Annotated in this window: 24 protein-coding genes, 2 pseudogenes and 1 riboswitch; of the genes and pseudogenes, 13 read left to right on the forward strand and 13 right to left on the reverse strand. The window is 70.2% G+C overall.

Annotated elements, in window-relative coordinates; genetic code table 11:
* Positions 1–563, reverse strand: a 563-nt coding sequence (locus AB0K09_RS06230) for a PadR family transcriptional regulator (protein ID WP_366064111.1), incomplete at its 3' end; no start/stop codon positions are given.
* Between the two features lie 407 nt (positions 564–970).
* Between AB0K09_RS06230 and AB0K09_RS06235 the strand changes: the two genes are divergently transcribed.
* From AB0K09_RS06235 to AB0K09_RS06255, 5 genes and pseudogenes are all read left to right on the forward strand, one after another.
* Entirely contained in the window at positions 971–1,372 is a 402-nt protein-coding gene (locus tag AB0K09_RS06235; RefSeq protein WP_366064112.1) for a hypothetical protein, read from the forward strand.
* A 507-nt stretch (positions 1,373–1,879) separates the two neighbouring features.
* Positions 1,880–2,086: a cold-shock protein gene (locus AB0K09_RS06240; RefSeq protein ID WP_366064113.1), complete on the forward strand. Its 207-nt coding sequence runs from the start codon at positions 1,880–1,882 to the stop codon at positions 2,084–2,086.
* A 361-nt stretch (positions 2,087–2,447) separates the two neighbouring features.
* Complete coding sequence (locus AB0K09_RS06245; protein ID WP_366064114.1) at positions 2,448–3,266, forward strand: PhzF family phenazine biosynthesis protein; 819 nt, start codon at positions 2,448–2,450, stop codon at positions 3,264–3,266.
* Positions 3,267–3,340: 74 nt separating this feature from the next.
* Entirely contained in the window at positions 3,341–3,538 is a 198-nt protein-coding gene (locus AB0K09_RS06250) for a hypothetical protein (RefSeq protein ID WP_366064115.1), read from the forward strand.
* A 69-nt stretch (positions 3,539–3,607) separates the two neighbouring features.
* A pseudogene (locus AB0K09_RS06255) lies at positions 3,608–4,323 on the forward strand (DUF4158 domain-containing protein); the annotation flags it as partial.
* A gap of 172 nt (positions 4,324–4,495) precedes the next feature.
* Here the strand turns inward: AB0K09_RS06255 and AB0K09_RS06260 are convergent.
* From AB0K09_RS06260 to AB0K09_RS06270, 3 genes and pseudogenes are all read right to left on the reverse strand, one after another.
* Entirely contained in the window at positions 4,496–5,761 is a 1,266-nt protein-coding gene (locus AB0K09_RS06260) for an MFS transporter (RefSeq protein ID WP_366064116.1), read from the reverse strand.
* 32 nt (positions 5,762–5,793) lie between these two features.
* A complete protein-coding gene (locus AB0K09_RS06265; RefSeq protein ID WP_366064117.1) occupies positions 5,794–6,387 on the reverse strand; it encodes a helix-turn-helix domain-containing protein in 594 nt (197 codons plus the stop codon).
* 131 nt (positions 6,388–6,518) lie between these two features.
* Positions 6,519–7,022, reverse strand: a pseudogene (locus AB0K09_RS06270) (site-specific integrase); the annotation flags it as partial.
* Positions 7,023–7,514: 492 nt separating this feature from the next.
* Between AB0K09_RS06270 and AB0K09_RS06275 the strand changes: the two are divergent.
* The 4 genes from AB0K09_RS06275 to AB0K09_RS06290 all read left to right on the forward strand — a co-directional run bounded on the left by AB0K09_RS06275 (position 7,515) and on the right by AB0K09_RS06290 (position 10,970).
* Complete coding sequence (locus AB0K09_RS06275) at positions 7,515–8,633, forward strand: site-specific integrase (RefSeq protein ID WP_366064118.1); 1,119 nt, start codon at positions 7,515–7,517, stop codon at positions 8,631–8,633.
* Positions 8,633–8,968 carry a helix-turn-helix transcriptional regulator gene (locus AB0K09_RS06280; RefSeq protein WP_366064119.1) on the forward strand — a complete coding sequence of 112 codons (336 nt, stop codon included), beginning with the start codon at positions 8,633–8,635 and terminating at the stop codon, positions 8,966–8,968. The genes AB0K09_RS06275 and AB0K09_RS06280 overlap by 1 nt, the downstream gene beginning before the upstream one ends.
* Before the next feature lie 329 nt (positions 8,969–9,297).
* Positions 9,298–10,419 (forward strand): hypothetical protein, encoded by a 1,122-nt coding sequence (locus tag AB0K09_RS06285; protein ID WP_366064120.1) that lies wholly within the window; start codon positions 9,298–9,300, stop codon positions 10,417–10,419.
* A gap of 41 nt (positions 10,420–10,460) precedes the next feature.
* Entirely contained in the window at positions 10,461–10,970 is a 510-nt protein-coding gene (locus AB0K09_RS06290; protein WP_366064121.1) for a hypothetical protein, read from the forward strand.
* A gap of 351 nt (positions 10,971–11,321) precedes the next feature.
* Here AB0K09_RS06290 and AB0K09_RS06295 read toward each other — a convergent pair whose 3' ends face one another.
* Both AB0K09_RS06295 and AB0K09_RS06300 read right to left on the reverse strand, forming a co-directional pair.
* Positions 11,322–12,308 carry an ornithine cyclodeaminase family protein gene (locus AB0K09_RS06295; RefSeq protein ID WP_366064138.1) on the reverse strand — a complete coding sequence of 329 codons (987 nt, stop codon included), beginning with the start codon at positions 12,306–12,308 and terminating at the stop codon, positions 11,322–11,324.
* A 234-nt stretch (positions 12,309–12,542) separates the two neighbouring features.
* The gene (locus AB0K09_RS06300) at positions 12,543–12,722 is read right to left on the reverse strand and encodes a hypothetical protein (RefSeq protein ID WP_366064122.1); all 180 of its coding nucleotides are present in this window, start codon (positions 12,720–12,722) and stop codon (positions 12,543–12,545) included.
* A 267-nt stretch (positions 12,723–12,989) separates the two neighbouring features.
* Here AB0K09_RS06300 and AB0K09_RS06305 point away from each other — a divergent pair, with 267 nt between their 5' ends.
* Positions 12,990–13,205: a WD40 repeat domain-containing protein gene (locus tag AB0K09_RS06305; protein WP_366064123.1), complete on the forward strand. Its 216-nt coding sequence runs from the start codon at positions 12,990–12,992 to the stop codon at positions 13,203–13,205.
* A 32-nt stretch (positions 13,206–13,237) separates the two neighbouring features.
* Here AB0K09_RS06305 and AB0K09_RS06310 read toward each other — a convergent pair whose 3' ends face one another.
* Both AB0K09_RS06310 and AB0K09_RS06315 read right to left on the reverse strand, forming a co-directional pair.
* A complete protein-coding gene (locus AB0K09_RS06310; protein ID WP_366064139.1) occupies positions 13,238–13,990 on the reverse strand; it encodes a CPBP family intramembrane glutamic endopeptidase in 753 nt (250 codons plus the stop codon).
* Positions 13,991–14,166: 176 nt separating this feature from the next.
* Complete coding sequence (locus AB0K09_RS06315; RefSeq protein ID WP_366064124.1) at positions 14,167–15,669, reverse strand: glutamate-cysteine ligase family protein; 1,503 nt, start codon at positions 15,667–15,669, stop codon at positions 14,167–14,169.
* Positions 15,670–16,151: 482 nt separating this feature from the next.
* On the opposite strand from AB0K09_RS06315, the gene AB0K09_RS06320 reads away from it, so the two are divergent.
* Both AB0K09_RS06320 and AB0K09_RS06325 read left to right on the forward strand, forming a co-directional pair.
* On the forward strand, positions 16,152–16,736 hold the full coding sequence (locus AB0K09_RS06320) for a hypothetical protein (protein WP_366064125.1): 585 nt from the start codon (positions 16,152–16,154) through the stop codon (positions 16,734–16,736).
* A 297-nt stretch (positions 16,737–17,033) separates the two neighbouring features.
* Positions 17,034–17,240 (forward strand): DUF5999 family protein, encoded by a 207-nt coding sequence (locus AB0K09_RS06325; RefSeq protein WP_366064126.1) that lies wholly within the window; start codon positions 17,034–17,036, stop codon positions 17,238–17,240.
* Between the two features lie 158 nt (positions 17,241–17,398).
* On the opposite strand, the gene gcvP is transcribed toward AB0K09_RS06325, so the two are convergent.
* Positions 17,399–20,284: an aminomethyl-transferring glycine dehydrogenase gene (gcvP, locus tag AB0K09_RS06330; RefSeq protein ID WP_366064127.1), complete on the reverse strand. Its 2,886-nt coding sequence runs from the start codon at positions 20,282–20,284 to the stop codon at positions 17,399–17,401.
* Positions 20,285–20,472: 188 nt separating this feature from the next.
* Positions 20,473–20,583: riboswitch (glycine riboswitch) on the reverse strand.
* 136 nt (positions 20,584–20,719) lie between these two features.
* Between gcvP and AB0K09_RS06335 the strand changes: the two genes are divergently transcribed.
* The gene (locus tag AB0K09_RS06335) at positions 20,720–21,094 is read left to right on the forward strand and encodes a PRC-barrel domain-containing protein (protein WP_366064128.1); all 375 of its coding nucleotides are present in this window, start codon (positions 20,720–20,722) and stop codon (positions 21,092–21,094) included.
* Here the strand turns inward: AB0K09_RS06335 and AB0K09_RS06340 are convergent.
* From AB0K09_RS06340 to AB0K09_RS06355, 4 genes are all read right to left on the reverse strand, one after another.
* The gene (locus AB0K09_RS06340) at positions 21,013–22,461 is read right to left on the reverse strand and encodes a DNA polymerase IV (protein WP_366064129.1); all 1,449 of its coding nucleotides are present in this window, start codon (positions 22,459–22,461) and stop codon (positions 21,013–21,015) included. The genes AB0K09_RS06335 and AB0K09_RS06340 overlap by 82 nt on opposite strands.
* Before the next feature lie 92 nt (positions 22,462–22,553).
* Positions 22,554–23,213 (reverse strand): MerR family transcriptional regulator, encoded by a 660-nt coding sequence (locus AB0K09_RS06345; protein WP_366064130.1) that lies wholly within the window; start codon positions 23,211–23,213, stop codon positions 22,554–22,556.
* A 218-nt stretch (positions 23,214–23,431) separates the two neighbouring features.
* Positions 23,432–23,905, reverse strand: a complete 474-nt coding sequence (locus AB0K09_RS06350; protein WP_109278027.1) for a bifunctional nuclease family protein — start codon at positions 23,903–23,905, stop codon at positions 23,432–23,434.
* A 52-nt stretch (positions 23,906–23,957) separates the two neighbouring features.
* Positions 23,958–24,728 (reverse strand): MerR family transcriptional regulator, encoded by a 771-nt coding sequence (locus AB0K09_RS06355; RefSeq protein WP_366064131.1) that lies wholly within the window; start codon positions 24,726–24,728, stop codon positions 23,958–23,960.
* Positions 24,729–24,771 lie beyond the last annotated feature (43 nt).

Below are 24,771 nucleotides of genomic sequence, written 5' to 3' on the forward strand. Positions count from 1 at the left end.
TCGCCGACGACGGTCAGGGCCTTCTGGCGCTGCTCGGCGCTGCCGGCCCGCCAGACCTGCCAGAACGCCTCTATGAAGCCGACGCCGGCCTGCCGTATCTCGTGCAGCGTCTCGGGATCGATCCCGCGCCCGGCCTCGACCCAGGGGGCCTCCGCCCCGACCTCGGCCTCCGCGCGGCCCGCGTCGGTGAGCGTGAACAGCTTCTTGCCGCCCTCGCTCGCACTGGTGATCAGCCCTTCGTCCTCCAGCAGCTGGAGCGTCGGGTAGACGGAGCCGGGGCTCGGCCTCCAGGTGCCGCCGCTGCGCTCGGCGATCTCCTGGATCATCTCGTAGCCGTGCATCGACCGGTCCCGCAGCAGCGCCAGGATCGACGCCCGCACGTCGCCGCGCCGGGCCCGGCCTCCACGTCCGCCGCGCCCCCGTCCGCCGAAGGGCGGCCCCCCGAAGGGCGGCCCGAACGCCCCGAAGGCGCGGCGCTCCCCGGCTCCCCCGTAGCCACCGAACTCGCCGGAAACGCCGCGCCGGCCGGACCTGCAGTGCTCGTGACCGCGATGGTTCCTCATGACACCCCTCCCAAGGGAGATCTGCAGAGATCTTCAGAGATCTGTCGCGATGCGTCAACGATATATCGGTGAAGTTCTTGCGACAAGCCCTCGGCGGCCTGTGGGTACTGTCCCGTGCCACGTCAGCCCTGCCGAGTCCCTGACCCCCCAATCGACCGCCCCGCCTCCATTACTGATGGGTAGCCGGGTTGGCGGGAGGTGCCGCGAGAACGACGGAGCCCTGGTTGCGCAAGGCGACCAGTTGCTGGCCGTCCCGGCGCGTGCTGGAGTGGAAAAAAGGCACACAAAGGCGCCTGCGAAAGTCAAGGCCGGTGCGCCCGATAACCGGCAAGGCGGCGCCTAGTGGCCAGGCTCGACAAAGAAAGCCTGGCACTTCAGTGCGGGAACCATGGAAAGAGGAATTGACCGTGAAGATTGAGAAAATTGACTACTCGCGACTCGCCAAAACTGGCAAGGAGCTGCGCGACCTAGCGGCTAGCGAAGCCGATTGGATAGTGCGCAACCTGGATGACCTGCGGCAACTTCGTGCGGCTGGCAACAACGCCGTAGCGAGGCTTGCCGCAACGGACTTCGAAGCGTTTGCCGGGAGCCTCAGATTCGCCCATGGAGGCGTCGCTGGCGGATGCTACAGGCCGTTGATGTCGACTCTCTCGCTCTCGGATATCTTCGAGGTGTTTGCCTACTTCGGGATTAGCGCCGGATTGCTGTCGAGCCAAACCGACCCGGAATCCTGCCAGGAATGCGAATGCACCTCAGGGAACTGTGAGTGGTCGTGGGGGTCGTTTTGTAGCAGTCTGTGTGGGCGGTGACGATGCCATCTGCTGGCCGGTCCAGTCGATGAGCCGGCCGGCGAAGCCTCAGCGTGACCAGCGGCTCCCGCAGCCGGCCTTCCACGCCCGTCCGGCTGCGGGACACGGCGCCGGCACGGTGGCGGGGGTCCAAGCCCCCCTCGGATCCGCCGTTCGCCGCGGTACGCCGATCCGATCACCGGGCGAGGGCCAGGCCGACGAGAACGACCATGAGCGTCACGGCGCTGAAGGCGGCGGTAAGCGGCTGGCTCCAGGACGGGTGGCGGTGCACGACGCCAGACCGGCACCGCGCGAGGTGACCGACTCGACAAGTGTCCTGTGTCAACGAACCTTGAGCGTGTGACATCGAAGTCTGGGGGCGGCGCCGCCCGCCGCGGGCGGCCCGTGAGTGATCTGGGCGGGTCGCTTTCGCGGCGCTCCGAGTGTGTGGCACAAAGGGCAGGTGGGGAGTATTGGATCAGCTGTGCACCGCAGCCCGCGTGGCACCTCAGGTAAGGATCTGCACTCATGGCAGCTGGCACGGTGAAGTGGTTCAACGCGGATAAGGGGTTCGGTTTCATCTCGCAGGACGACGGCGGCCCTGACGTGTTCGTGCATTTCTCCGTTATTGCGGTAAGTGGCTACAAGTCCTTGGAAGAGAACATGCGTGTTACGTACGACGTCACCCAGGGTCCCAAGGGTCCGCAGGCGGAGAACGTGGTGCCCGAGAGGTAGAACCGCCCGCCCCTTGGTTCCCGCCCGTGAGGAGTCTCCGCCGCCACGATCGGCGGGGGTTCCCGTGCCATCGAAGTTTGATCGGCGTAACCGCAGGTCGCCGGGATGTGAGCCCCTGTGCGGACGTCGGACCCGGCAATCGGCCCGAGGCTCGGGGAGTTCACCCTCCGACGCGTGGCGTCAGCCCTGCCGAGTCCCTGACCAGGCGTGATCAAACTTCGATGACACAAACTCGCGTCCGTCAAGGTTCGATGGCACACGATCAAGGTTCGGTGGCACGGGACAGGTACCGCGAAATCCCGGTCCACGCCCCGGAGATTGGCCGTGGCGGGCCGCGCGGGCCGCGGCCTAACGTCTTGTCATGCGCATCCGAATCGTCGACGCCTTCACCGACCGCCCCTTCGCCGGCAACCCGGCGGGGGTCGTGCTCCTGGACTCCGACTCGTTCCCCGACGACACGCGGCTGCAGCGGATCGCCGCCGAGGTCAATCTCTCCGAGACCGCCTTCGCCCACCGGCTCCCGGCCGGCGGGGAGGCCGACTGGGCGCTGCGCTGGTTCACCCCGGCCACCGAGGTGGACATGTGCGGCCACGCCACGCTCGCCACCGCGCACGTCCTGCACACCACCGGCACCGCGACCGGCACGGTACGGTTCGCCGCCCGCTGCGGCGTGCTGTCCGCGACCGCGCACGACGACGGCTCGATCACGCTGGACTTCCCGACATCGCCGCTGACCCCGGTGGCCATGCCCGAAGGGGTCGCCGAGGCCCTCGGCGCGGTGCCCCTGTCGGTGCACGACACGGGCCGTCACATCGGCGACCTCCTCGTCGAACTGGCCGACGAGAAGACGGTGCGCGCCCTCGCGCCGGACATCCGGGCGCGCGGCCGGCACTCGCGCCGGGGCATCATCGCCACCGCAGCGGCCGAGGACCCCTCCCTCGGCCACGACTACGTCTCGCGCTGCTTCTTCCCCAACGTCGGCATCGACGAGGACCCGGTCACCGGCAGCGCGCACACCGCACTGGCCCCTTTCTGGTCCGCCCGCCTGGGCCGCGACGACCTCACCGGGCTCCAGGCCTCCGCCCGCACGGGCCTGGTCCGAACGGGCCTGCGGGGCGAGCGCACCCTGCTGACCGGCACCGCCGTCACCGTCATCGACGGTGTCGTGTGTGCGGAGTAGGTGTCAATCGGACCCATCTGTAAGCCCATGGGGCCAACGTGGTCGCGCCATTGGCCGAACGGAGGGGGTTCCGGGTGGACGCGGAGATACCGGCCTTGACATCGACGGCCGCCTCGACCGCGGTGACGCTGCTGGTCACCGACGGGTGGGCGAAGGCAACCGCCGGGCTGGCGTCGCTGTGGTCCCGCGTCCATCCCGATCGCCCCCGGGTGATCGAGGGGGAATTGCTGGAGGCGCGGTCGGTGCGCATGGCACGTCCGAGAGCGCTTTGACCCGGGCTTTGGTGGAGACGGAGCCTTCGGCAGTCGTGTTGACCACTGACTGTCTGGAGGTCCGGAGCGTTGGTCAAGTTTCTGACGGATGAGCAGGCCGCAAGGTATGCGGTGTACGACGGGGCACCGGTGCGCGCCGAACTGGAGCGGTTCTTCTTTCTGGACGATGCGGACCGCGCGCCGAGCGAACCGAAGCGGCGGTTCCACAACCGACTCAGGTTCGCTGCCCAGCTGACGACCGTGCGCTGCCTCGGGGTGTTCCTGGACGACCCGACGGATATCCCTGCGGAGGTCGCGGACCACTTCGCCGAGCAGCTCGGCATCGCGGACGCGTCGGTGCTGAAGGAGTACGGCGAGCGGGAGAACACCCGGCTGGATCACGTGCGTGAGCTGCGGCAGGTGCTGGAGTACACGGAGTTCTCCCAGGCGGAGGCCGAGCTGCGGGTATGGGCGGACGCGCGGGCATGGATGACCGGGGTGGGGCCGAAGGCGCTGTTCGATGCGGCGGTGGGGTGGTTGCGCGAGCGGCGGGTGCTGCTGCCCGGGGTGACGACGCTGGCCCGTCTGGTCGCCTCTGTGCGGGAGGCAGCGAACCAGCGGCTGTGGGACACGCTGTACGGGCTGCTGAGCACCGGGCAGCGAGCGGTCCTCGCTTGCCGCTGACGGTGCCGCCTGGCGGGCGGGTGTCAGAGCTGGACCGGCTGCGGCGAGGGCCCGTGCGGATCTCCGGGCCCCAGATGCAGTGGGCGCTTCAGCGGGCGGAGGAGATTGCGAACCTCGGCATGGAGGACCAGATCGGTGCCCTGGCCTGGTTCTGAACGCGCTCGTGCTGTTCAAGACCAGGTATATGGACGCAGCGGTGAACCAGCTGCGCGCGGACGGCTTCCATGTCCGTGACGAGGACGTGGCCCGTCTCTCGCCGTGGCCATCATGGGCGGCGCGATGTGGTCGGGTTGTTCAGGCGGTCACGCCTTGCCGGGGAAGTTCGGCGTACCGCACCGCACTGGATGCCAGGGCGATGACGACGCCCAGGCCGGCGAAGACGCCGCAGCCGACGAACACCGGAGCGGATCCCCAGACTCCGATGGCAGCACCGACCAGCGGATAGCTGAGGGGCGCGAGACCCACCATGGTGAGCATGACGACGGAGGTGACCCGGCCGAGACAGGCCGGGTCCGCCGCGGTCTGTATGAGGGCGTGGTCCAGACTGCTGAAGACACCCGCGTTCAGTCCGATGACCGCGGCCACTACCGCGGCGAGCCAGAGAGTGGGCACCAGTGCGATGGCCGCTGCGCCCGCACAGCCCACGAGCAGTGTCCCGGCCAGCATCAGGCCGGCGCGGGGCAGCCAACCGGCGATGGCGAGCAGCGAGGCGCTGGCCGCAGCTCCTGCACTGAAGCTGCTGACGATCCAGCCGTAGCCGGAAGGGCCCCAGCCGCGCTCGGCGTTGAGGAGCACCATGCCGACGTTGAGGGTGCCGGCGAGCCCGAGTTCGCAGATGGCGCCGGCGACCACGAGCGGGCCGATGAGTCGGTGGCGGCGGATGTAGCGCAGACCGTCGTGCAGGTCCTGCCACACGGTGCCGGGCTCCGGCTTCTCGGCCTCGCGTGCCCCGAGCGACCGTATCCGTGTTGTCAGCAGAAGTGGTAACGACAGGGCGATGAACAGGCCGGCCACGGTGAACGCGGCCGCAGGTCCACCGAGCCCCATGGCCAGGCCGCCGATCGGCGGGCCAGCGATCTGGCTGAGGCGCATCGACAGCGAACGCATGCCGGTGACCCGGGCCAGCTGGTCAGGGCTGGTGATGAGCGGCGGGAGGGCACCGACAGCGGGTACGAACAACGCGTCCACGGCACCGAAGACGAGCGCCACGGCCACCAGGATCCACAGGGCCGGTGTCGTCGATGCGATGGCTGCGGCGACCGCCAGGATCAGGAGACGGCGCAGCGCGTCACTGCCGAGAATCACCCGACGGGGGTCGAACCGGTCGACCACCACACCCCCGCCGAGCATGAGTAACGCGCGTGGTAACGCTCCTGAGGCCATGACGAGGCCGACTTCGGTAGGGCCGGCGGCCTTCTGGGCGGACCAGCCCAGGGCGACGAAGTACACGCTGTCGCCGATGAGAGAGGCGGCGTACGCGGTGAGCCAGCGCAGCACGTTGCCGTCCCTGTGGGCCGGTGTGGCGGCGCGTTCGGGCAGGGCTGTCTCTGAGGTGGCCATGGCAGGCTCCAGTACGTCGGGATATGGCCGGGTCAGGGCCGGAAGGGGAAGCCGTAGAGGTGCACGGACACGTGCTCGCGGTCCTCGGTGTCGCCGGCAGCCTTGGCGGCCTTGCCGCGCTCCCGCCAGCGCCGGGCCAACGCCTCAAGCTCGTCGCTCATCGCTTCGAGTTCGGCGGGGGTGAGGTCGAGCAGCCACTCTGAGCTGAAGGCGGCGTCAGTCCACGTCTTCCCCCAGGCGGACTTCTGGTCGAGATACGCGCGGTACTGGGCGACGCGGGTGTCGAAGATCCCTCGGGTCACCGCGCCCACGGCGGCGGCGCCCTCCGGAGTGTCTGCGAAGTCCGAGTCGCGAAAGCCCCAGCCCTCCTCGGACGCCACCTGCCACCAACGCTCGCGGCCGTCGGTGCTCTCACCGCTCGCCTGAGTCACGAAGCCGTGCTCGGCCAGTTTGCGCAGGTGGTAACTGACCAGCGAAGGCGTCTCGTCGACATGCTCGGCGAGTTGAGAGGCGGTCGCGGTGCCCGCGGCGTACAGCAACCGGTACAGCTGCATCCGCAGCGGGTTCATGAACGCCCTCAACCGTGACAGGTCGGTGATCTGGTCAGGCTTGTGCTTCGGTCGCATGCGCGCGCCGTAGATCTGAAGCGTAAACTTCGCAATATCCGCTTCAGAGTTGGTCGGCCGATCAACCCGGCTCGGTACGCAGGGGACTTGATACAGCTCAGCCCCGCTCTACTTGACTGCCGCTGACAAGGTCAGCGCCGACCGTCTCCAGGGGCAAGCAGGCTGGTGACCTCGGGGATCGACTCCGCCGAGGGGTGGAAGTAGCGCCGCACGTTCTCCGGCTTCTTGTGCCGTGACCTGGCCATGAGCATCGGCGGGCTGGCCCCGGCCTCGCCGAGATGGGCGAGCCCGGAGTGGCGCCATTCGTGTAGGTCCCAGCCCGTGCCGGGACCGCCGACGAGCGCGGTATGGGCGTCGAGCAGGGCACGGGCCTGCCCGTACGACAATCGCGCGAGCCCGGTGTCCGGACAGATGTCACGCGGACTGACGACCTTGCCGGGGCCCGGTTTGCGGTGGGTGACGTACACCGGCCCGCGTGTACACCCGTTGATCAGGCGGGGCAGCAGGCGAGCGGCGCGGGCGTCCCAGAAGACGGGCTCCAGCACGAAGCCCTCGCGCGGGGCGCCACGACGCCGGGTACGAGGCCAGGCGCCCTTCGCCTCCACCGGGGCACGACAGCCCGCCAGGTCCAGCTCCACGTCGGCCGCCGTGCGGACGGTCAGCGCCTCCCCGCCGGGCAGTCGTACGACGGCGGGCACCGCTTCCCCCTTGCCACAGATAACAGGGCCGTTTCGTGCACGGCCCCGCGGACGTCGCCGCAGGTCCTGATCAGCTACGGCGCAGGTAATAGGGCGTAACCCGTGGGACGACTTCAGACGGATCCAGTCCCCGGCGCTCCGTCAGTCGCCCACCAGGACCGACAGATCCTTAGCGCCGGTTTTCGTTCCGATGTTCCAAGTGGCCGCCAATTCATTCGATGCAACACTGCGGTTGAACCGCATATTGGCGGCGGCTTGGCCTCTCTGTACTGGTCAGCTCCTTGCGTGAGCTGCTGCGGGACCACTTGCCGAGCCACTTGAGGCGGACCCAATGCGAGGTCGCTCGCCTTCTGAGCTGGGCGCTTGCCAGGCGATTTCATCTAATGAAAGATTCCTTCGTCTGATGTAGGCGGCGGAGGGTAGTAATTCGTGGGTGGAAACAGGCTCGCGCCGGGGGCGGTTGGGCTGCATCTGGTCGGTGACCTGCCGCTGCTGCGGCCGGACGAGCAGGTGTTCACGGCCATGCTGGACGGCTGGCGCAATCAGCAGCTCGCGCGGAACCTGGCGTTCTCCACGATCGAAGGCCGGGAGAAGGTAGTACGAGCATTCCCCCGGCACGCGGACACGTTTCCCTGGGCCTGGTGGCCGCAGATGGTCGACGAGTGGCTGGGCGATCTGCGGTCGGTGCGACACCTGCGCCGTTCCACGCTGCGCAACTACCAGGGCTCGGTCCGGGCCTTCTGCTCCTTCATCACCGACCCGGCCTACGGATGGGCGGCGACCTGCGAGGAGCGTTTCGGCGCCCACCCGATTCAGGTGGTGCACGAGTGGAACACCGCGGTGCACGTGGAGGAAGCCGAGGCAGACCCCAGCAAACGGGCTTTCACTCGGCAGGAGTTGCAGGCATTCTTCGACCACGCCGACGACCAGGTCGGCAAGGTCCGCGGTCGGGGCCGCAAGGGCTGGCTGCCCGCCTTCCGCGACGCGATGCTGTTCAAGACCGCGTACGCCTTCGGCCTGCGGCGCAACGAGACGCGGATGCTGGACTCGGTTGACTTCGGGCGCAACCCCGAAGGGCCCGAGTTCGGCGAGTACGGCGTCCTCTACGTCCGCCATGGGAAGGCGAAGAAGGGCTCACCGCCCAAGCGTCGCAGCGTACTGACTGTCTTCGACTGGTCAGCGGAGATCCTCCAGCAGTGGAACGAGGAAGTCCGCCCGCTGTTCCCCACTGCCAGCTCTGGAGCTCTGTGGCCGTCGGAGCATTCAGCCCAGGTCGGCTTCTCCCAGATGAGCGCCCGTTTCAACGCCAACCGGGACTCCCTCGGCCTGGACGACGGCCTGGACTTTCACTCCTTCCACAGGTCCTACGTCACCCACCTGATCGAGACGGGCATGGACGCCAGGTTTGTCCAGGAACAGGTGGGGCACGAACACGCATCCACGACCGCGATCTACACCTGCGTGTCCTCTGACTTCCGCACCCGCACCCTGCGGAGAGCGTTGGACGCGACGATGCAGGCCGCTCTGCGGCCGGCAAGGAGGGCTTGATGAAACGCCAGGTCAGCTACCAGTGGCGGCTGCGCGAGGTGATGGCCACCCGCGGTATCTTCGCCGCCTCCGACCTGTCTCCTCTACTCGTCGAACGCGGCATCGAGCTGTCCTCGGTGCAGGTTTGGCGCCTGGTTACCCAGACTCCCGAACGGCTCTCCCTGCCGGTCCTGGCCGCACTCTGCGACATCCTTGAGGTCACCCCCACCGACCTGATCGCCACCCGGGCCGAGAACGTCGCCTCACGTCGCTCCGCCGCCTCGGGCGGAGCCGACGTGGTTGACCTGGCGGCCACCATCCGGCCCAAGCGCGCCCGGATCACCCCCGACTCGTGAGCCCGGCCTACGACAGCCGCGAGAAGTACGAGCGGTGGCACATACGCACTTGCGCACGCTGCGGCCGTCAGGCCGCCAAGTCTGCGAACTGGTCAGACGGCCCCATCTGCCGCACCTGCTATGAGCGGGCCATGAGGGAACGGGGCCGCTGCCCTGTCTGCGACACCGAACGGCTCCTTCCCGGGCGGGACGCAGCAGGGACCGCCATCTGCCGGGACTGCGCGGATATCAGTCGCGATTTCTTCTGCGACCGCTGCAGCTTCGAGGGCCTGCTTCTTGGGGGCCGGCTCTGTGAACGCTGCACCCTCTCAGACCAGCTCACCGCCCTCTTGGACGACGGCACCGGCCGCATCCACCCGCTGTTGATCCCGCTGCACCAGCTGCTGGTGAGCCTGGATCGCCCGAAGAGTCGGCTGATCTGGCTCCGCAACCCACAAGTCCCGGTCCTGATGCGAGACCTCGCCACTGGAAAAGTGCCGCTCACACACGAGGCCATCCAGGCCCTGCCGAACTGGCGGACCGCCGCCTACCTGCGTGACCTGCTCATGGACAGCGGCGTCCTGCTGTTCGAGCGGTGGCTCGCCCAGCGCCTGGCTGCCACCGTCGACGCCGAACACGCCCGACTGCTCCAGCACTTCTCCACCTGGCACCAGCTGCGCAAGCTCCGCGCCAAGGCGGCCAAAGGGCCGCTGGGAACCAGCACGACGCAAGAATGCCGCCAGCAGACCACCCAGGCCGGCGCCTTCCTGATCTGGCTTGCCGCCCGCGACGTCACGCTGGACGCCTGCACCCAGACTGACCTCGATGCCTGGCACGCAGAGAAATACGCCACCCGACGACCCGCACAGGCGTTCTTGCGATGGTGCATGGCCAGCCACCGGATGCCGCGGCTGACCATCCCGAACCGCCCGACCACCAACCCCCAGCCAATGGGCCAGCACCAACGCGTCACTGCCCTGCAAGGGGTCCTCGCCGACGGCACCACCTCGCTGAGAGTTCGGGTCGCCGCCTGTCTGGTCCTGCTGTTCGCCCAGCCGGTCAGCCGGATCGTCCGCATGACGGCCGACGATGTCCTCCGCGACGGCTCGCACGTTGCACTCCGGCTCGGCGACCCGCCCACCCCGGTGCCCGAGCCGGTCGCCGACCTCCTGCTCGACTACCTCCAGGACCTGCCCGCCAGCACCCCCGCCATCAACCAGAACTCGTACTGGCTCTTCCCCGGCCACCGGGCGAGCCAGCCCATGAACCCCGCCACCCTGCACGACGCACTTCGCGAACTCGGCATCTCTGTCGAGAAAGGCCGCACCCCCGCCATCCGCCAGCTCGTCCTCCAGGCCCCGGCCCCTGTCATCGCCCAAGCCCTCGGCTACCACGACAAGAGCACCACCCGCATCGCCACCGAAGCCGGAGCCCCCTGGAAGAACTACGCACCCGGCAACCACAACCGATGAAACGATCCACGCAGAACCTCACCGGAGGAGACAACAGCCCGATGTCCGCCAAACGCTCCCTCACGCGCGCACTCACCAAATTCGCGCAGCCCTTTGGAAGCCTCGATGGCCAGAGGCCACGTCCGCTTGACCTCCTCCTTCTGGAAGGCACCGCCCCCGAAACAGCGCGGACAGTGGTGGAAGAGGTGATCCGGGAGGTGGCACCTGACGCGACTTCGACGGACATTGACCTCATTTCCGACCTCCCCTGGCCTCCGGATGCCCAGGCCGCCCTCACCGCCATCGCCAGCGCGACGGGGGCTCGGGAAGGGGAAACCACCGTCGTCCTGGACCTGACGGACGAACGGCAGCGCGAATGGTTCATCACCCTCGTGCCGCACACCATCTCCGCAGAGATCTGGGGGCCGACGAGATCAGGAGTCTCCTTCTCCGCAAGCGACACCGGATCGGCGATCGGGTGGCAGCTGCCCGCCGAGCGGTGGGAGAGGGTCCGTGCGCGGCTACGGCACCGAGGCGTCGATCCCGACACTGCAGTACAAAGCGCTACCTGAGGCCGCCCCCTGACAGATACCCACAGTAATCGGAGGCAGCGCCAGCCTTCGCTTGCAGGTCACTTGATCACCGACCCCTACCAGTATCGACCCCCAGGAGCCCCGTGAGTTCAGGGGAACTGAAGGTTTCTCGGCGGGGACCCGAGGGTCGGGTGTCCTGATTCCCCGGTGCGGCCCTTGGGTTGGCTGTGAACCCGCGCGTGTGACCTCGCTGATGCGGGGGTGTGCGCGTGTCGGCGTACACGTTGATGTGCTCAGTCGTGTACGAGCGAGTGTGCTCAGCCGAGCGGTGTGCCACGAGTTCGCCCTACGGTCACCGCTTGGCGGACATGAGCGGGTCGAACGTCGGCATTACACCAATGTGATTTCCTCGCCGACCGACTGCACGCGGGCGGCGGTGACGACCAGTGCGGCGGCGACGGCGTCCTGGACGGCCACCCCAACCGACTTGTACAAGGTGATCTGGTCAGGGGAAGTGCGGCCCGGCTTATTACCGGAGACGAGTTCGCCCAGCTCGGCGTGCACGTGCTCGGCCGTGATGACGCCGTGTCGGATGGGCATCAGCAAGTCGTTGCTGCCCGCTGGGAAGGGGGCCAACGCGGCGTGCCGTGATTCGACGCATACCAGCGCATCGGCGATCGTGGCGTCGTCGATCTCACGGCCGGCCGGGTTGTAGCCCACCGAGGTGACGTGCACCCCAGGAGTCAGCCAGGGGCGACGGACCACCGGTTCGAGGGCATGCGTGGTCGCCGCGGCGATGTGCGCGCCGTCGAGCGCCTCGACGGGGGTCACCGCCCGCACTTCGGCGTCCAGCTCGGACGACAGCTCAGCGGCGAGGGCGGCCGCTTTTGCCGGATCTCGGCCGGCGACCCGGACCTCGCCGATGGGGCGGACGCGGCACATCGCGCGGACGTGGGACCGGGCCTGCACTCCGGTGCCCAGGACTGCCAGCACCGTGGCGTCCTCGCGCGCCAGCAGTCGCGCCGACAGCGCCGAACAGGCACCGGTCCGTGCTGCGGTGATGGCCGTACCGTCCAGCAGTGCGGAAGGGGCGCCGGTGGCCGGATCGAACACGACGATGACCGCTTGATGGGTCGGCAGCGGCGTCCCGGCATTGCGCGGGAAGAGGGAGACCAGCTTGGTCATGAGTACACCGGTCGACGGCACGTATCCCGGCATGGCCGCAAGGAAGCCCTCCCGTTCGGGCACGAGCGCCGCGATCCGGTCCGGTGCCGAGGCGCGGCCCGCGCTGAGGTCCGCCATGGCCGGGGCCAAGGCGTCGATCAGCGCGTCCATGTCGATGAGGGCCTCGACCTGCGAGCGCCCGAGCACAAGCATGCGGCGGAGCCTCCTGAGGGCCGTCGCGCCCACCGACGGGCGGTTGGTCAAAGCGTTGTCCCACAGACCTTTGCCCCTACTGCGACACGCCGCCCCCTTGAGCATGTTCATCCGTACCCTCCTGGGCACGTTCGCTCGCCTGTACGCCGACAGCGGGCCGTCCGGACTCGGTTCACGCTTCGTCGCGGTGGGTGAGGTGGCCGTCGGTGAGCCGCCAGCAGTGCTGGTGAGGAGTCAGTTGCCAGGTCTCGTCGGCAGCGATCGCCTGCGTGATCCATTCGTGGAGTTGCGGGAGGGCATGCGCTCGTAGAACAGCGCGGGTGGCAGCACGTTCAGTGGCATCGACTGCAGTTCCTCCGCCGACGCGGGCGCCCAGTGCTCACGCAGGTCCCGTACGACTGCCAGCGCCGCCAACCCGAGCCTCCTCACCTGCGACCCGACTGCAACTCGGTCGGACGAGGTGAGAACGCTTCAAGAATCCCGAAGTTACGTCACAAGCCGGCAGAGCACACGAAGGAGGAAGAACCCCCTGGCCACGGGCCCAGAGAATCAGCGGGGCTCAGGGGAACTCGCGGGATGTCGCACACCCCGACGGACACATGCTGGCCACCGCAGCCGGGACCACACCGTACGCCTGTGGAACATCTCCGATCCGGCCGGGGCCGCCCTTTGGGGCGGCCGTTGACAGGCCACATCGACACCGTCACCTCTGCGAGGTTCAGCCCCGACGGGCGTGCCCTGGCCACAGGGGGCGAGGACTGGACGACACGCATGTGGGACATGGACGTCGACCATGCCATCGACCGGATCTGTGCCGTCACCGGCAAGACGCTCACGCGCGAGGAGTGGCGCCGCAACGTCGGCGACGTCGTCGGCTATCACCCGCCCTGCACATGACCACGACATGACCCCGCACCCGCGCCGGTTCATCAGGCGGTGGGCAGCCAGCCCACCTTGCCCGCGAGCAGCGCGTAGCCGACGAACGCCACGACGTCGATGAGCGCGTGCGCGGCGACCAGCGGCCCGACCCGCCCCCACCGCCGGTAGAGCAGGATGAAGACCACGCCCATCGCCATGTTCCCGATGAGCCCGCCGATGCCCTGGTAGAGGTGGTAGGAGCCGCGCAGCAGCGCGCTCGCGACGAGCGCGGCCGTGGGCGTCCAGCCAAGTTGCCCGAGACGGCGCTGCTGATAGCCGACGACCACGACCTCCTCCAGCACGGCGTTCTGCACGGCGGAGGCGATCAGTACGGGGATCTTCCACCAGACGCCGGGCAGCGACTCGGGCACCACGGTCAGATTGGCGCCGGCCGCCCGTGCGGCGAGGTAGAAGAACAGGCCGGTGCCGCCGATGGCCGCGGCGACGGCCGCGCCCCGGCCGAGGTCGGAGCCGGGGCGCGAACGGTCGAAGCCGATGACCCGAAGGCCGGGCCCCTCCCGCAGCAGCAGATGGGCCACCAGGAAGACGGGCACGAGCGCGGTGGCGATGCCGAAGAGCTGCCAGGCGAGGTCGAGCCAGGGCCGGCCGGGGGCGTGCGAGGGGTTCAGGGTGGCGGCCTGGTGCTTCAGAGCGCCGGACCGGGTGACCGAGCCGATGAAGCTGATCAGCGCGGACACCGCGCTGGCCCCGAGCGAGAGCGCCAGGACGAGCAGCGTCTCGGCGCGCAGCGTGCGCCGGTCCAAGGTGCCGCCGGAGGGCGGCCCGGGCGGTGCCGCCTCCGGGCAGGCGTCCGCCCCGTCCCGCGCGTTCTGCCGCACCGCTGCCTCCCTTGCCTCCCGCCCCGCACGTGCGCGGAGGCGCGGGTCACAGCTTGCCCGACGGCCGGGGCCGGGACGAACCGGGGGTGCGGTCGGGCAGGTCAGTCGGCGAGCCCGGTGGGCCAGGTGTGCACGGGCTCCCCGGTGCGCATCAGTTCGCAGTACCGCCGGGTGGTGGCGGCCAGGGCGTGCTCCCGGTCCAGGCCGCGCTCCAGGGCGCGGTGGTAGGTGGCGACCTGCCAGGACGCCCCGTTGACGCGGCGGCGGCAGCGTTCCTCGATGACCCCGAGATAGCGGTCGCGGTCGGCCGGCTCCACGCCCCAGGCGTCGAGCCCCGCCGCTGCCAGTGGCAGCAGTTCGTCGCGGACCAGGCGCACGGCCGGCAGGCGGGCCAGACCGCCGTTGCGTCCGGGCCGGGGCCAGCGCAGGGAGGCGTCGATGCCGTGGCGGCAGGCGACGTCGAAGTTGTCGGCGGCGACGGCGAACGGCATCCGCGTCCACACCGGCCGCGGCTCCTCGGCGAGGCTGCGGATCAGACCGTAGTAGAACGCGGTGTTGGCGATGACGTCGGTGACCGTGGGCCCGGCCGGCAGGACCCGGTTCTCCACGCGCAGGTGCGGCACGCCGTCGGCGATGCCGTACACCGGGCGGTTCCAGCGGTAGACCGTGCCGTTGTGCAGGATGAGCTCGTGCAGCCGGGGTATGCCGCCCTCGTCCAGGACCCGCAGCGGGTCCTCGTCGTCGGATATCGGCAGCAGCGGCGGGAAGTAGCGCAGATTTTCCTCGAACAGTTCGTAGGCGTCGGATATCCAGCGCTCCCCGAACCAGGTGCGGGGCCGCACGCCCTGGGCCTGGAGCTCGGGCGGGCGGGTGTCGGTGGACTGGACGAACAGCGGCGGCCGGGACTCCCTCCACAGCTCACGGCCGAAGAGGAACGGCGAGTTGGCGCCGACGGCGATCTGCGCGGCCGCGACGGCCTGTGCGGCGTTCCACACGGCGGCGAACCGGCCCGGGGTGACCTGGAGGTGCAGCTGCACGGACGTGCAGGCGGCCTCCGGGGCTATCGAGGTGGCCGTGCAGGTCAGTCGTTCGACGCCCGCGATGTCTATCGTGAAGTGCTCGCCGCGGGCGGCCACCACCTGCTCGTTGAGCATCGAGTACCGGTCGGCGGCGGAGAGGTTCGCGGAGACGAGGTCCTCGCGGGTGAGGGTCGGCAGGATTCCGATCATGACGATTCCGGAACCGACTTCCATGGCCTTGCGATCGGCGTAGGCCAGACCGGTGCGCAACTCCTCGGAGAGCTGGTCGAGAACCCGCCCGGACATCCGGTGCGGCACGATGTTCACTTCCAGGTTGAACTGCCCGAGTTCGGTCTGGAAATCGTGACTGGCGATACGTTCCAGCACCTTCGCATTCACCATGCTCGGCATCCCGTCGGCCCCCGCGAGATTCAACTCGAGCTCCAGGCCCATGAGATTCCTCGGCCGGTCGAAGCGCTTCTCCTCCAGCAGTCTCGCCAGTCCTTCCAGGCACTGCCGGAGCTTGTCCCGGTGGTGCTGCCGGTCGGCGAGGTCGAACCCCTCGGCCACGACCTTCTCTCCCATTCGTGCGCCCCTCCTCGACCGGCTCCGCCCGCGGCACCCGACCGCCGCGTCACGATCGATGATGCCCAGACGAGGCGATCCATAACGCCTCGCGGCGACCGCGTACCCGGTAGGCTCTTCCCGGGCGCACTCCGGCACATTCACGCGGCATACGGAAGGCTGCCTGTTGTCCGGCAATGCGCTGGTGATAAACACCGACGAGATCCGGCCTACCGTATACGGGCGAGATGCGGAGGTCATGCACTCGCATTCGTGACATATTCTCCGAAATCCCCCGGGCAAACCGCCCTGATTTCCCCTTGCCGGAAATGCCGCGGACAGCTAGACGAAACACTGTGTGAACACCTGTCGTATAAGCTCGGGTTGAGGCAGAGAGTAGGCGCCCCGGCAGTCGGTCCGGCCCCCCTCTGACCCCGCACTCCGACAGCGTCGTCCGCACCTGCCCAGCACCACCGTGTCTCCGAAGTGAGAGGCGACCCACCATGCCGCTGCATGTCCCCCCTGCCCCCGCGCCTGCCCTCCGGAGCGTCCGCACGGCCCTCGGTTCCCCCACCGCCGTCCGTGAGGCACGCACTCCGTCCCTGAAGTCCGCGCAGACGCCGCTCAGTCCCGAACTCCCACTCCCCGTCCACGTCCTGGAGCACGTACCGCCGGACGGCGGCGCACCCCGCACCCGGCTCACCGGGTGGCGGTTCCTGATCAAGGCCGGCGACCGGGCCGTCGCGGCAGGCGAGGCGATGCTCACCCCGGACGGCTGGGCGTTCTCCCACTTCTTCGAGGGCCCCTATCTCGCCTCCACCGAACTGGCCCTGCGACAGGCCGAGTCGCTGACGACGCCCTACCAACCCCGGCTGCTGTCCGTCCCGGGCCTCTACATGCTCACCCTCTGGCTGCACGGCGACATCACGGCCGACGCCGCCTCGGGCCTGCTCGCACCCGGCGACCTCCTGGTGCCACTGGCCCCGGCGCCACCGGGAATCGCCGCCCACCGTCCGCACCGGGTGGCCGACCTGCTCCCCGTGCTCACGCTGCGGCTGTCCCCCGCGCCACTGCTGAAATCGGCCTGACGCGCCGTCCCACGCGCCCCGCGGCCCCCTTCCGCGGGGCGCTCCGTGCTGCCCTCACCCTCCCGGGCTAGTCCATGGCGGCCAGGCCGAACCACCCGAAGTGACACTCTCGTTGGGAGCAACCGCCCGCACGGGTGACGCGTCATCATCCTGTGAGAAGCACCACTGTGAAATCCCTGCGGAATCCCTACCCGTAGGGCAACACTGGGATCGACCGACCACATCTTCACGGGGGGCGGCATGACCAACGCATCGAGCCGCAGGACAGCCACCACATCAGAGCGAAAGATCCCTTCCATGTGCCAGCACCAGCCCGCGTGCCCCTCAGCAGACTCCGCCGACCGGGAAGCCGCCCATCTCGTGGCGCACTTCCCCGAACAGGGCTGGAGCCTGCTGTGCAACGGCGTCCTCTGCTTCGAGGACACCGGTGAGCTGCTTCCGGACGGGCAGATCATCGCCCCGCACCGGCCGCTGGGGACGGATCAGGTGGTGACTGCCGCGTAATGCGGTATTACCCGCCACAACAGCACCTCACACCGCGCACCACCATGTACGTCACATCCCGCGGCGACCGTCGCGGAACATGAAGGGGCCGGCTCGGCGAGATCGCCGAACCGGCCCCGACTCATGACGGCGGCCTGCGGCCGCGCCAAGGCTGCCCGTCAGCCGTCGTACTCGTCCAGCGGCGGGCAGGAGCAGACCAGGTTCCGGTCACCGTACGCGCCGTCGACGCGCCGCACCGGCGGCCAGTACTTGTCGGCCTTCGAGGCGCCCGCCGGGAAGACGGCCTCCTCACGGCTGTAGGCGTGCTCCCAGGCACCGGCCACGCACGCGGCGGTGTGCGGGGCGTTCCGCAGCGGGTTGTCGTCCTTGGCCCACTCGCCCGAGCCGACCTTCTCGATCTCCGCGCGGATGGCGATCATCGCATCGCAGAAACGGTCCAGCTCGGCGAGGTCCTCGCTCTCGGTCGGCTCGATCATCAGCGTGCCGGCCACGGGGAAGGACATGGTCGGGGCGTGGAAGCCGTAGTCGATCAGGCGCTTGGCCACGTCGTCCACGGTCACGCCGGTGGCCTTGGTCAGCGGGCGCAGGTCCACGATGCACTCGTGCGCGACCAGACCGTTCGGACCGGTGTAGAGCACCGGGTAGTGCGGCTCCAGGCGCTTGGCGATGTAGTTGGCGCCGAGCACCGCGACCTGGGTGGCGCGCTTGAGGCCCTCGCCGCCCATCAGCCGGACGTACGCCCAGGAGATCGGCAGGATGCCGGCGGAGCCCCAGGGCGCGGCGGAGATCGGGCCGACGCCGGTGGCCGGGCCGGCGGTGGGCTGCAGCGGGTGGTTGGGCAGGTACGGCGCCAGGTGGGCGCGGACCGCCACCGGGCCGACGCCGGGGCCGCCGCCGCCGTGCGGAATGCAGAAGGTCTTGTGCAGGTTCAGGTGCGAGACGTCGCCACCGAAGTGGCCGGGCTTGGCCAGGCCGACCAGCGCGTTGAGGTTGGCGCCGTCGACGTAGACCTGGCCGCCGGCCTCGTGCACCGCCGCGCAGATGTCGGCCACGTGCTCCTCGAAGACGCCGTGCGTCGACGGGTACGTGATCATCAGGACGGCCAGCTCGTCGCGGTACTGCTCGATCTTGGCGCGCAGGTCCTCGGCGTCGACCTCGCCGTCGTCGGCGGTCTTGACCACGACGACCCGCATGCCGGCCATCACCGCGCTGGCGGCGTTGGTGCCGTGCGCGGAGGACGGGATGAGGCAGACGGTGCGCTGCTCGTCGCCGTTGGCCCGGTGGTAGGCCCGGACGGCCAGGAGGCCGGCCAGCTCGCCCTGGGAGCCGGCGTTCGGCTGGAGGGACACCTTGTCGTAGCCGGTGACCTCGGCGAGCCGCTCCTCCAGCTCGGTGATGAGCGTGAGGTAGCCCTCGGCCTGCTCGGCGGGGGCGAAGGGGTGCAGCGCGCCGAACTCCGGCCAGGTGACCGGCTCCATCTCGGTGGTGGCGTTGAGCTTCATCGTGCAGGAGCCGAGCGGGATCATGCCCCGGTCCAGCGCGTAGTCCCGGTCGGCGAGCCGGCGCAGGTAGCGCAGCATCGCGGTCTCGGAGCGGTGCTCGTGGAAGACCGGGTGGGTGAGGTAGTCGTCGGTGCGCAGCAGGCCGGCCGGCAGGGCGTCGGCGGTCCGCGCGTCGAGCTCCTCGACGTCGGCCTCCACGCCGAAGGCGGCCCAGACGGCGGCGAGGTGGGCGCGGGTGGTGGTCTCGTCGCAGGCGATGCCCACGAGGTCGCCGTCCACGCGGCGCAGGTTGACGCCCCGCTCGCGTGCGGCGGTCACGACGTCGCCGGCCCGGCCGGGCACCCGGGCGGTGACGGTGTCGAAGTGGGCGTCGTGGACGATCTCGACGCCGCCGGCGCGCAGGCCCTCGGCGAGCAGCGCGGCGTAGCGGTGGGTGCGGCGGGCGATGGCCGCGAGGCCCTCGGGGCCGTGGTAGACGGCGTACATGCCGGCCATGACCGCCAGCAGCACCTGTGCGGTGCAGATGTTGCTGGTGGCCTTCTCGCGGCGGATGTGCTGCTCGCGGGTCTGGAGGGCGAGGCGGTAGGCCTTGTCGCCGTCGGCGTCGACGGAGACGCCGACGAGGCGGCCGGGCAGGCTGCGGGCGAACTGCTCGCGCACGGCCATGTAGCCGGCGTGCGGGCCGCCGAAGCCCATCGGGACGCCGAAGCGCTGGGTGGTGCCCACGGCGATGTCGGCGCCCAGCTCGCCGGGCGAGGTGAGCAGGGTGAGGGCGAGCAGGTCGGCGGCGACGGTGACGACCGCGCCGAGCTCGTGGGCCTGCTCGATGACCGGCCGCAGGTCGCGGACGGCGCCGGAGGCGCCCGGGTACTGGAGCAGCACGCCGAAGACACCGCGCTCGGCGATCTCGGCGGGGATGCCCGCGGACAGGTCGGCGACGACGACCTCGACGCCGGTGGGCTCGGCGCGGGTCTCGATGACCGCGACGGTCTGGGGCAGGGCGTCGGCGTCGATGAGGAACACGCCCTGCTTGACCTTGCCGACACGGCGGGAGAGGGCCATGGCCTCGGCGGCCGCGGTGCCCTCGTCGAGGAGGGAGGCGCCGGAGGTGGGCAGTCCGGTCAGATCGGCGACGACGGTCTGGAAGTTGAGGAGGGCCTCCAGCCGGCCCTGGGAGATCTCGGGCTGGTAGGGCGTGTAGGCCGTGTACCAGGCGGGGTTCTCCATGACGTTGCGCAGGATGACCGGCGGGGTGAACGTGCCGTGGTAGCCGAGGCCGATCATCGAGGTGAGGACCTGGTTGCGGTCCGCCAGGCCGCGCAGTTCGGCCAGGACCTCCGCCTCCGTGCGCGCGTCGGGCAGCCGGAGCGCCTCGCTGCTCTTGATGACCTCGGGTACGGCGGCTGCGGTGAGTTCGTCGAGCGAACCGAAGCCGACCTGGGCGAGCATCTTGGCCTGGGCCCCGGCGTCGGGTCCTATGTGGCGCTGCTCGAACGGCGTGCCCCGCTCCAGCTCGGTGAGGGGCGTGCGGTGGGCTGTCATTGCGGAGGCCTCCTGGTCGTCACGACCTGCGAGGGGTACCACGGCGCGGGTACCCGGACGGCCTCCCCCTCTGTCATCTCAACCTGAGAGCTTCACCGGAGCCGCGCGGACGATCCGGCTTTCACCGTCGGTGAGGAGGGGCTTCGGCATGGTGCCTGACCTGGGCCCGCCCTGCTTTCCAGAGTGACCTCGCCCGTGCGGTACGTGTGCCTGAGAGATTCCGGGGAGGATTTGCTCCTTCGGCGCCCGTTCACGGCCCTTTTCGGGACCGGGAAGTGGGACTCTCCCGCACGGATTCTGCGGCCATTGGCCAGCCTACCAGCGGCCCTTCCTGGCCGGATCTCTCGAGTGGCCGGTTCCCGCATTGTGACCTTTGGTGGTGATGAGAGGCGCACTGCCCGGTACGGACCGCCGGGTACGGAGGGAGAGGAACCCGTGCAGAGCGACATCGACCCCCGGAGCCTGATCGGCCGCAAGGCGTTCGACCGCGACGGCACGAAGATCGGCACGGTCGACGAGGTGTATCTGGACGACGCGACGGGCGAGCCGGAGTGGGCGGCCGTGCGCACGGGCCTGTTCGGGCGGGACGCCTTCGTCCCGCTGGCGCCGAGCCGGGTCGAGGGCGACGCGCTGAACGTGCCCTTCGAGCGCGCGCTGATCAGGAACGCCCCGGACCTCGGGGTGGGCGGCCACATCTCGCCGGAGCAGGAGTTGCAGCTGTACCGCCACTACGGGCTCCCGCTGCCGGGCCCGGCGCCGGACGCCCCCGGTTCCGGCGAGGCACCCGGTTCCTCCGGCTCCGCCGCCTGATCCGGGGCCTCCGGCTCCGGCGCGGAGTCCCGTATGAGCGGGAGCGGCTCGGCCGGCTCCAGGGCGGGGTCGTCGACGGCGAAGGTCCGCACCCGGCCGGGCTCGGACCAGGGCTGCTCGAAGCGGACGGTGACGCGGCCGACACCGCTGCCCTGGACCCAGCCCGCCCCGTACTCGGCGTGCCGTACGTCGAGGCCGGGCAGCCAGCTGCGGGCGGCCGGGGCCGGGGGTCTCTCCCGGCGGGCGGGTTCGCCGGCCGTGTCCTCCGGCTCCGTCTCGCCGGCGGACGCCTCGCTCGCCGCCTGGGCGAAGAGGTCCTCCTGCGTGTAGTCCGTGAGGCCGGAGACGCCGACGCCCAGCAGCCGCACGCCGGCCGTGGTGTCCACGCCCTCGATCAGCCGGGCCGCGGCCTCGCGGACCACCGTCGGGTCGTCGGTGGGACCGCGCAGGGTCTCGGAGCGGGTCAGCGTGGAGAAGTCGTAGCGCCGGACCTTGATGGAGACCGTGCGCCCGGACCGCCCCGCGGCCCGCAGCCGGGTCACGCACCGGTCGGCGAGGCGGGCGATCTCCAGCTCCACCCGGGTCCGGTCGGTGACGTCCTCGGCGAAGGTGTCCTCGACCGAGACGGACTTGGCGTCCCGCTCGGCGACGACCGGGCGGTCGTCATGGCCGGTGGCCAGGGCGTACAACCCGGCGCCATGGGCCCTGCCGAGCAGCCGGACCAGCTCGGCCTCGCCCGCCTCGGCCGTCTCCGCCACGGTGGTGATGCCGGCGCGGCGCAGGGCCTCGGCGGTGGCCGGGCCGACGCCCGGGATGGTGCGCACCGACATGGGGCCGAGCAGTTCGAGCTCGGTGCCGGGCTCGATCAGGGTGAGTCCGTCAGGTTTCGCCTGCTCGGAGGCGATCTTCGCGAACATCTTGGAGCCGGCGAGCCCGACCGAGCCGCTCAGCCCGGTGGCCGCCCGGATGTCCCGCCGCAGCCGCTCCCCCACCTCGCGGGCCGCCGCGGAGGACGGCGGCACGCCGCCGGCCTCGAGATCCACGAACGCCTCGTCCAGGCTCAGCGGCTCCACCAGCGGCGAGAGCTCCCCGAGCAGGCCCATGACCACGTCACTCACCTGCCGGTAGAGGGTGAAGCGCGGGGTGAGGTAGGCGGCGTTGGGGCACAGCCGGCGGGCCTGGGCCGTGGCCATGGCCGAGTGCACGCCGTAGACGCGGGCCTCGTACGAGGCGGTGGCGACCACGCCCCGCGGACCGATGCCGCCGACGACCACGGGTTTTCCGCGCAGGCTGGGCTTGGACGCCTGCTCCACCGAGGCGTAGAAGGCGTCCATGTCCAGGTGCAGGATCGTCGGCGCGGCTCTCACGGATCAGATGGTGCCGCACACCACTGACAATGGCGCCGACCTGCGGCGGAGCGGGCTTCGCGGCGGCGCCGGGCGGGCCGGCCCGGCGCCGGTCAGCCGGCCCGGTTGCGGCGCCGCGCCAGCTCGTCGGCAGGGTTGTGCCCGACGAGCGTCTCGCCGGTGTCCACGCGCTCCCCGTGCAGCTGCCCGAGGGCGCTCTGGACGTCCCGCCAGACCACGCCGACGGCGATGCCGAAGACGCCCTGACCGCCCTGGAGGAGGTCGACGACCTCGTCCGGCGACGCGCACTCGTACACCGTGGCGCCGTCGCTCATCAGCGTCATCTGCCCCAGGTCGTCCAGCCCGCGCGAGCGCAGGTGCTGGACGGCGGTGCGGATGTTCTGCAGGGAGACGCCGGTGTCCAGCAGCCGCTTGACGATCTTGAGGACGACCACGTCCCGGAAGCTGTAGAGCCGCTGGCTGCCCGACCCGTAGGCCGGCCGGACGCTGGGCTCCACCAGCCCCGTACGCGCCCAGTAGTCGAGCTGCCGATAGGTGATACCGGCCGCGGCGCACGCCGTCGGCCCCCGGTATCCGATGCTGTCCGCGCCGATGTCGCCGCCCGGACCGGGCGCCCCGGCCGCGCCGTCGGAATCGCGCCCGCGCGGAGTGGTGACCGCCGCCGCGGCGGGGTGGCTGGGCACCGGCTCGACCGTTCCCCCACGCAGCGGATACGGACTGCCGACCGCTGTACCGTCGCCCGTGCTTCTCACGCCGACCTCCGTCCTTGACCTGCCTTCTCGACGGTAGGCAGTCGCTCGGGGTGCGTCAACGATCGCCACACTCGGCACGCCGAGTGATAATCACCCTGAGAGTGGTTTTACGTGTCTCGGTAGCGGGAAAGGCTACTCGAATGCGCCGGTACACCCCGGCGCGCGGTCGTCCTACGGCCGGTGGACACCGGCCGCCGGGGCGCGCCCGCCGCGGGCGTTCACTGGTTGCTGGTGCCGAAGTCCTCGGGCGAGATCTGGTCGAGGAACTCGCGGAACTTCTCCACCTCGTCCTCCTGCTCGTCCGGGATGGCGATGCCGGCGTCGTCCAGCACGCCGTCACTGCCGTAGATCGGCGTGCCGGTGCGCAGGGCCAGCGCTATGGCGTCGGAGGGCCTCGCGCTGACCTCGACCCCGCTGGCGAAGACGAGCTCCGCGTAGAACACGCCTTCCCGCAGATCCGTGATGCGGACCTCCGCGAGCTGCTGTCCGACCGCCTCCAGCACGTCCTTGAACAGGTCGTGGGTCAGCGGGCGGGCCGGCGCCATGCCCTGCTGGGCGAAGGCGATCGCCGTCGCCTCCCCGGGTCCGATCCAGATGGGGAGGTAGCGGTCGCCTCCCACTTCTCGCAGGAGCACGATCGGCTGGTTTGAGGGCATTTCCACCCGGACACCCACGACATCGAGCTCGTTCACACAGCAACCCTAGGACGTGCTCGCCGGGTTTGGGTAGTCGGGACCGCGCCGGTCACTGCGCCCGGAGCCGCAGCGCCGCCTGGACCAGGGCCGCGTGCAGCCGTACGGAGAGGGTGGCGAGCTCCCGGGTGGTGGCCTCGGCATGGGCCCTGGTCTGCGGATTGCGGTGCCTGCGCAGCGGTGCGACCACCTGTTCGACCAGGCCGGCCTCACGGTCGGCGGCGGCCTTCATGACCCGCAGATGCCTCGGCTCCAGCCCGAATCGCCCCAGGTCGGCGACGAGCTTGGCGATCGTGACGCAGTCCGCGTCGAATCCGCCGTCCGGGTGGGGGGCGAGAAGGCCGTAGGACTCCCACTCGGCCAGCTCCGGGGCGCTCACCCCGGCGGCCGCCAGCAGCTCCTCACGGCCGATCCGTACCGCCGTGGGGCGCTCGGGCCCCGGCTCCGCGGCCGCGGGCGCCAGGACCCCCTCCGGGAGGTCCAGAGGGTCCCTGGACTGGGCGGGAGCGGGCAGCTGGACCCGCTCACCGCGGGCCAGGGCGTCCAGGTGCTCCCGGATGACCTTCAGCGGCAGATAGTGATCGCGCTGCATCCGCAGCACGAAGCCGAGCCGCTCCACATCCTCCGAACTGAACTTGCGATAGCCCGAGGGCGTGCGCTGCGGCTCCACCAGGCCCTCCGCCTCCAGGAAACGGATCTTGGAGATGGTGACCTCGGGAAACTCCTCGCGCAGCAGATTGAGCACCGTGCCGATGCTCACCAGCCGCCCTTCCGCACCGGCGGCACCGGAGGAACCGGTACCGCCCGACGGTGTTCGAAGCATGGCCCTTCCCTGGGGTACCCCCGGAGGGACTCCGGGGGGAGGG

The organism is Streptomyces sp. NPDC049577 (assembly GCF_040675635.1).
In the GTDB taxonomy this organism is placed as follows: domain Bacteria; phylum Actinomycetota; class Actinomycetes; order Streptomycetales; family Streptomycetaceae; genus Streptomyces.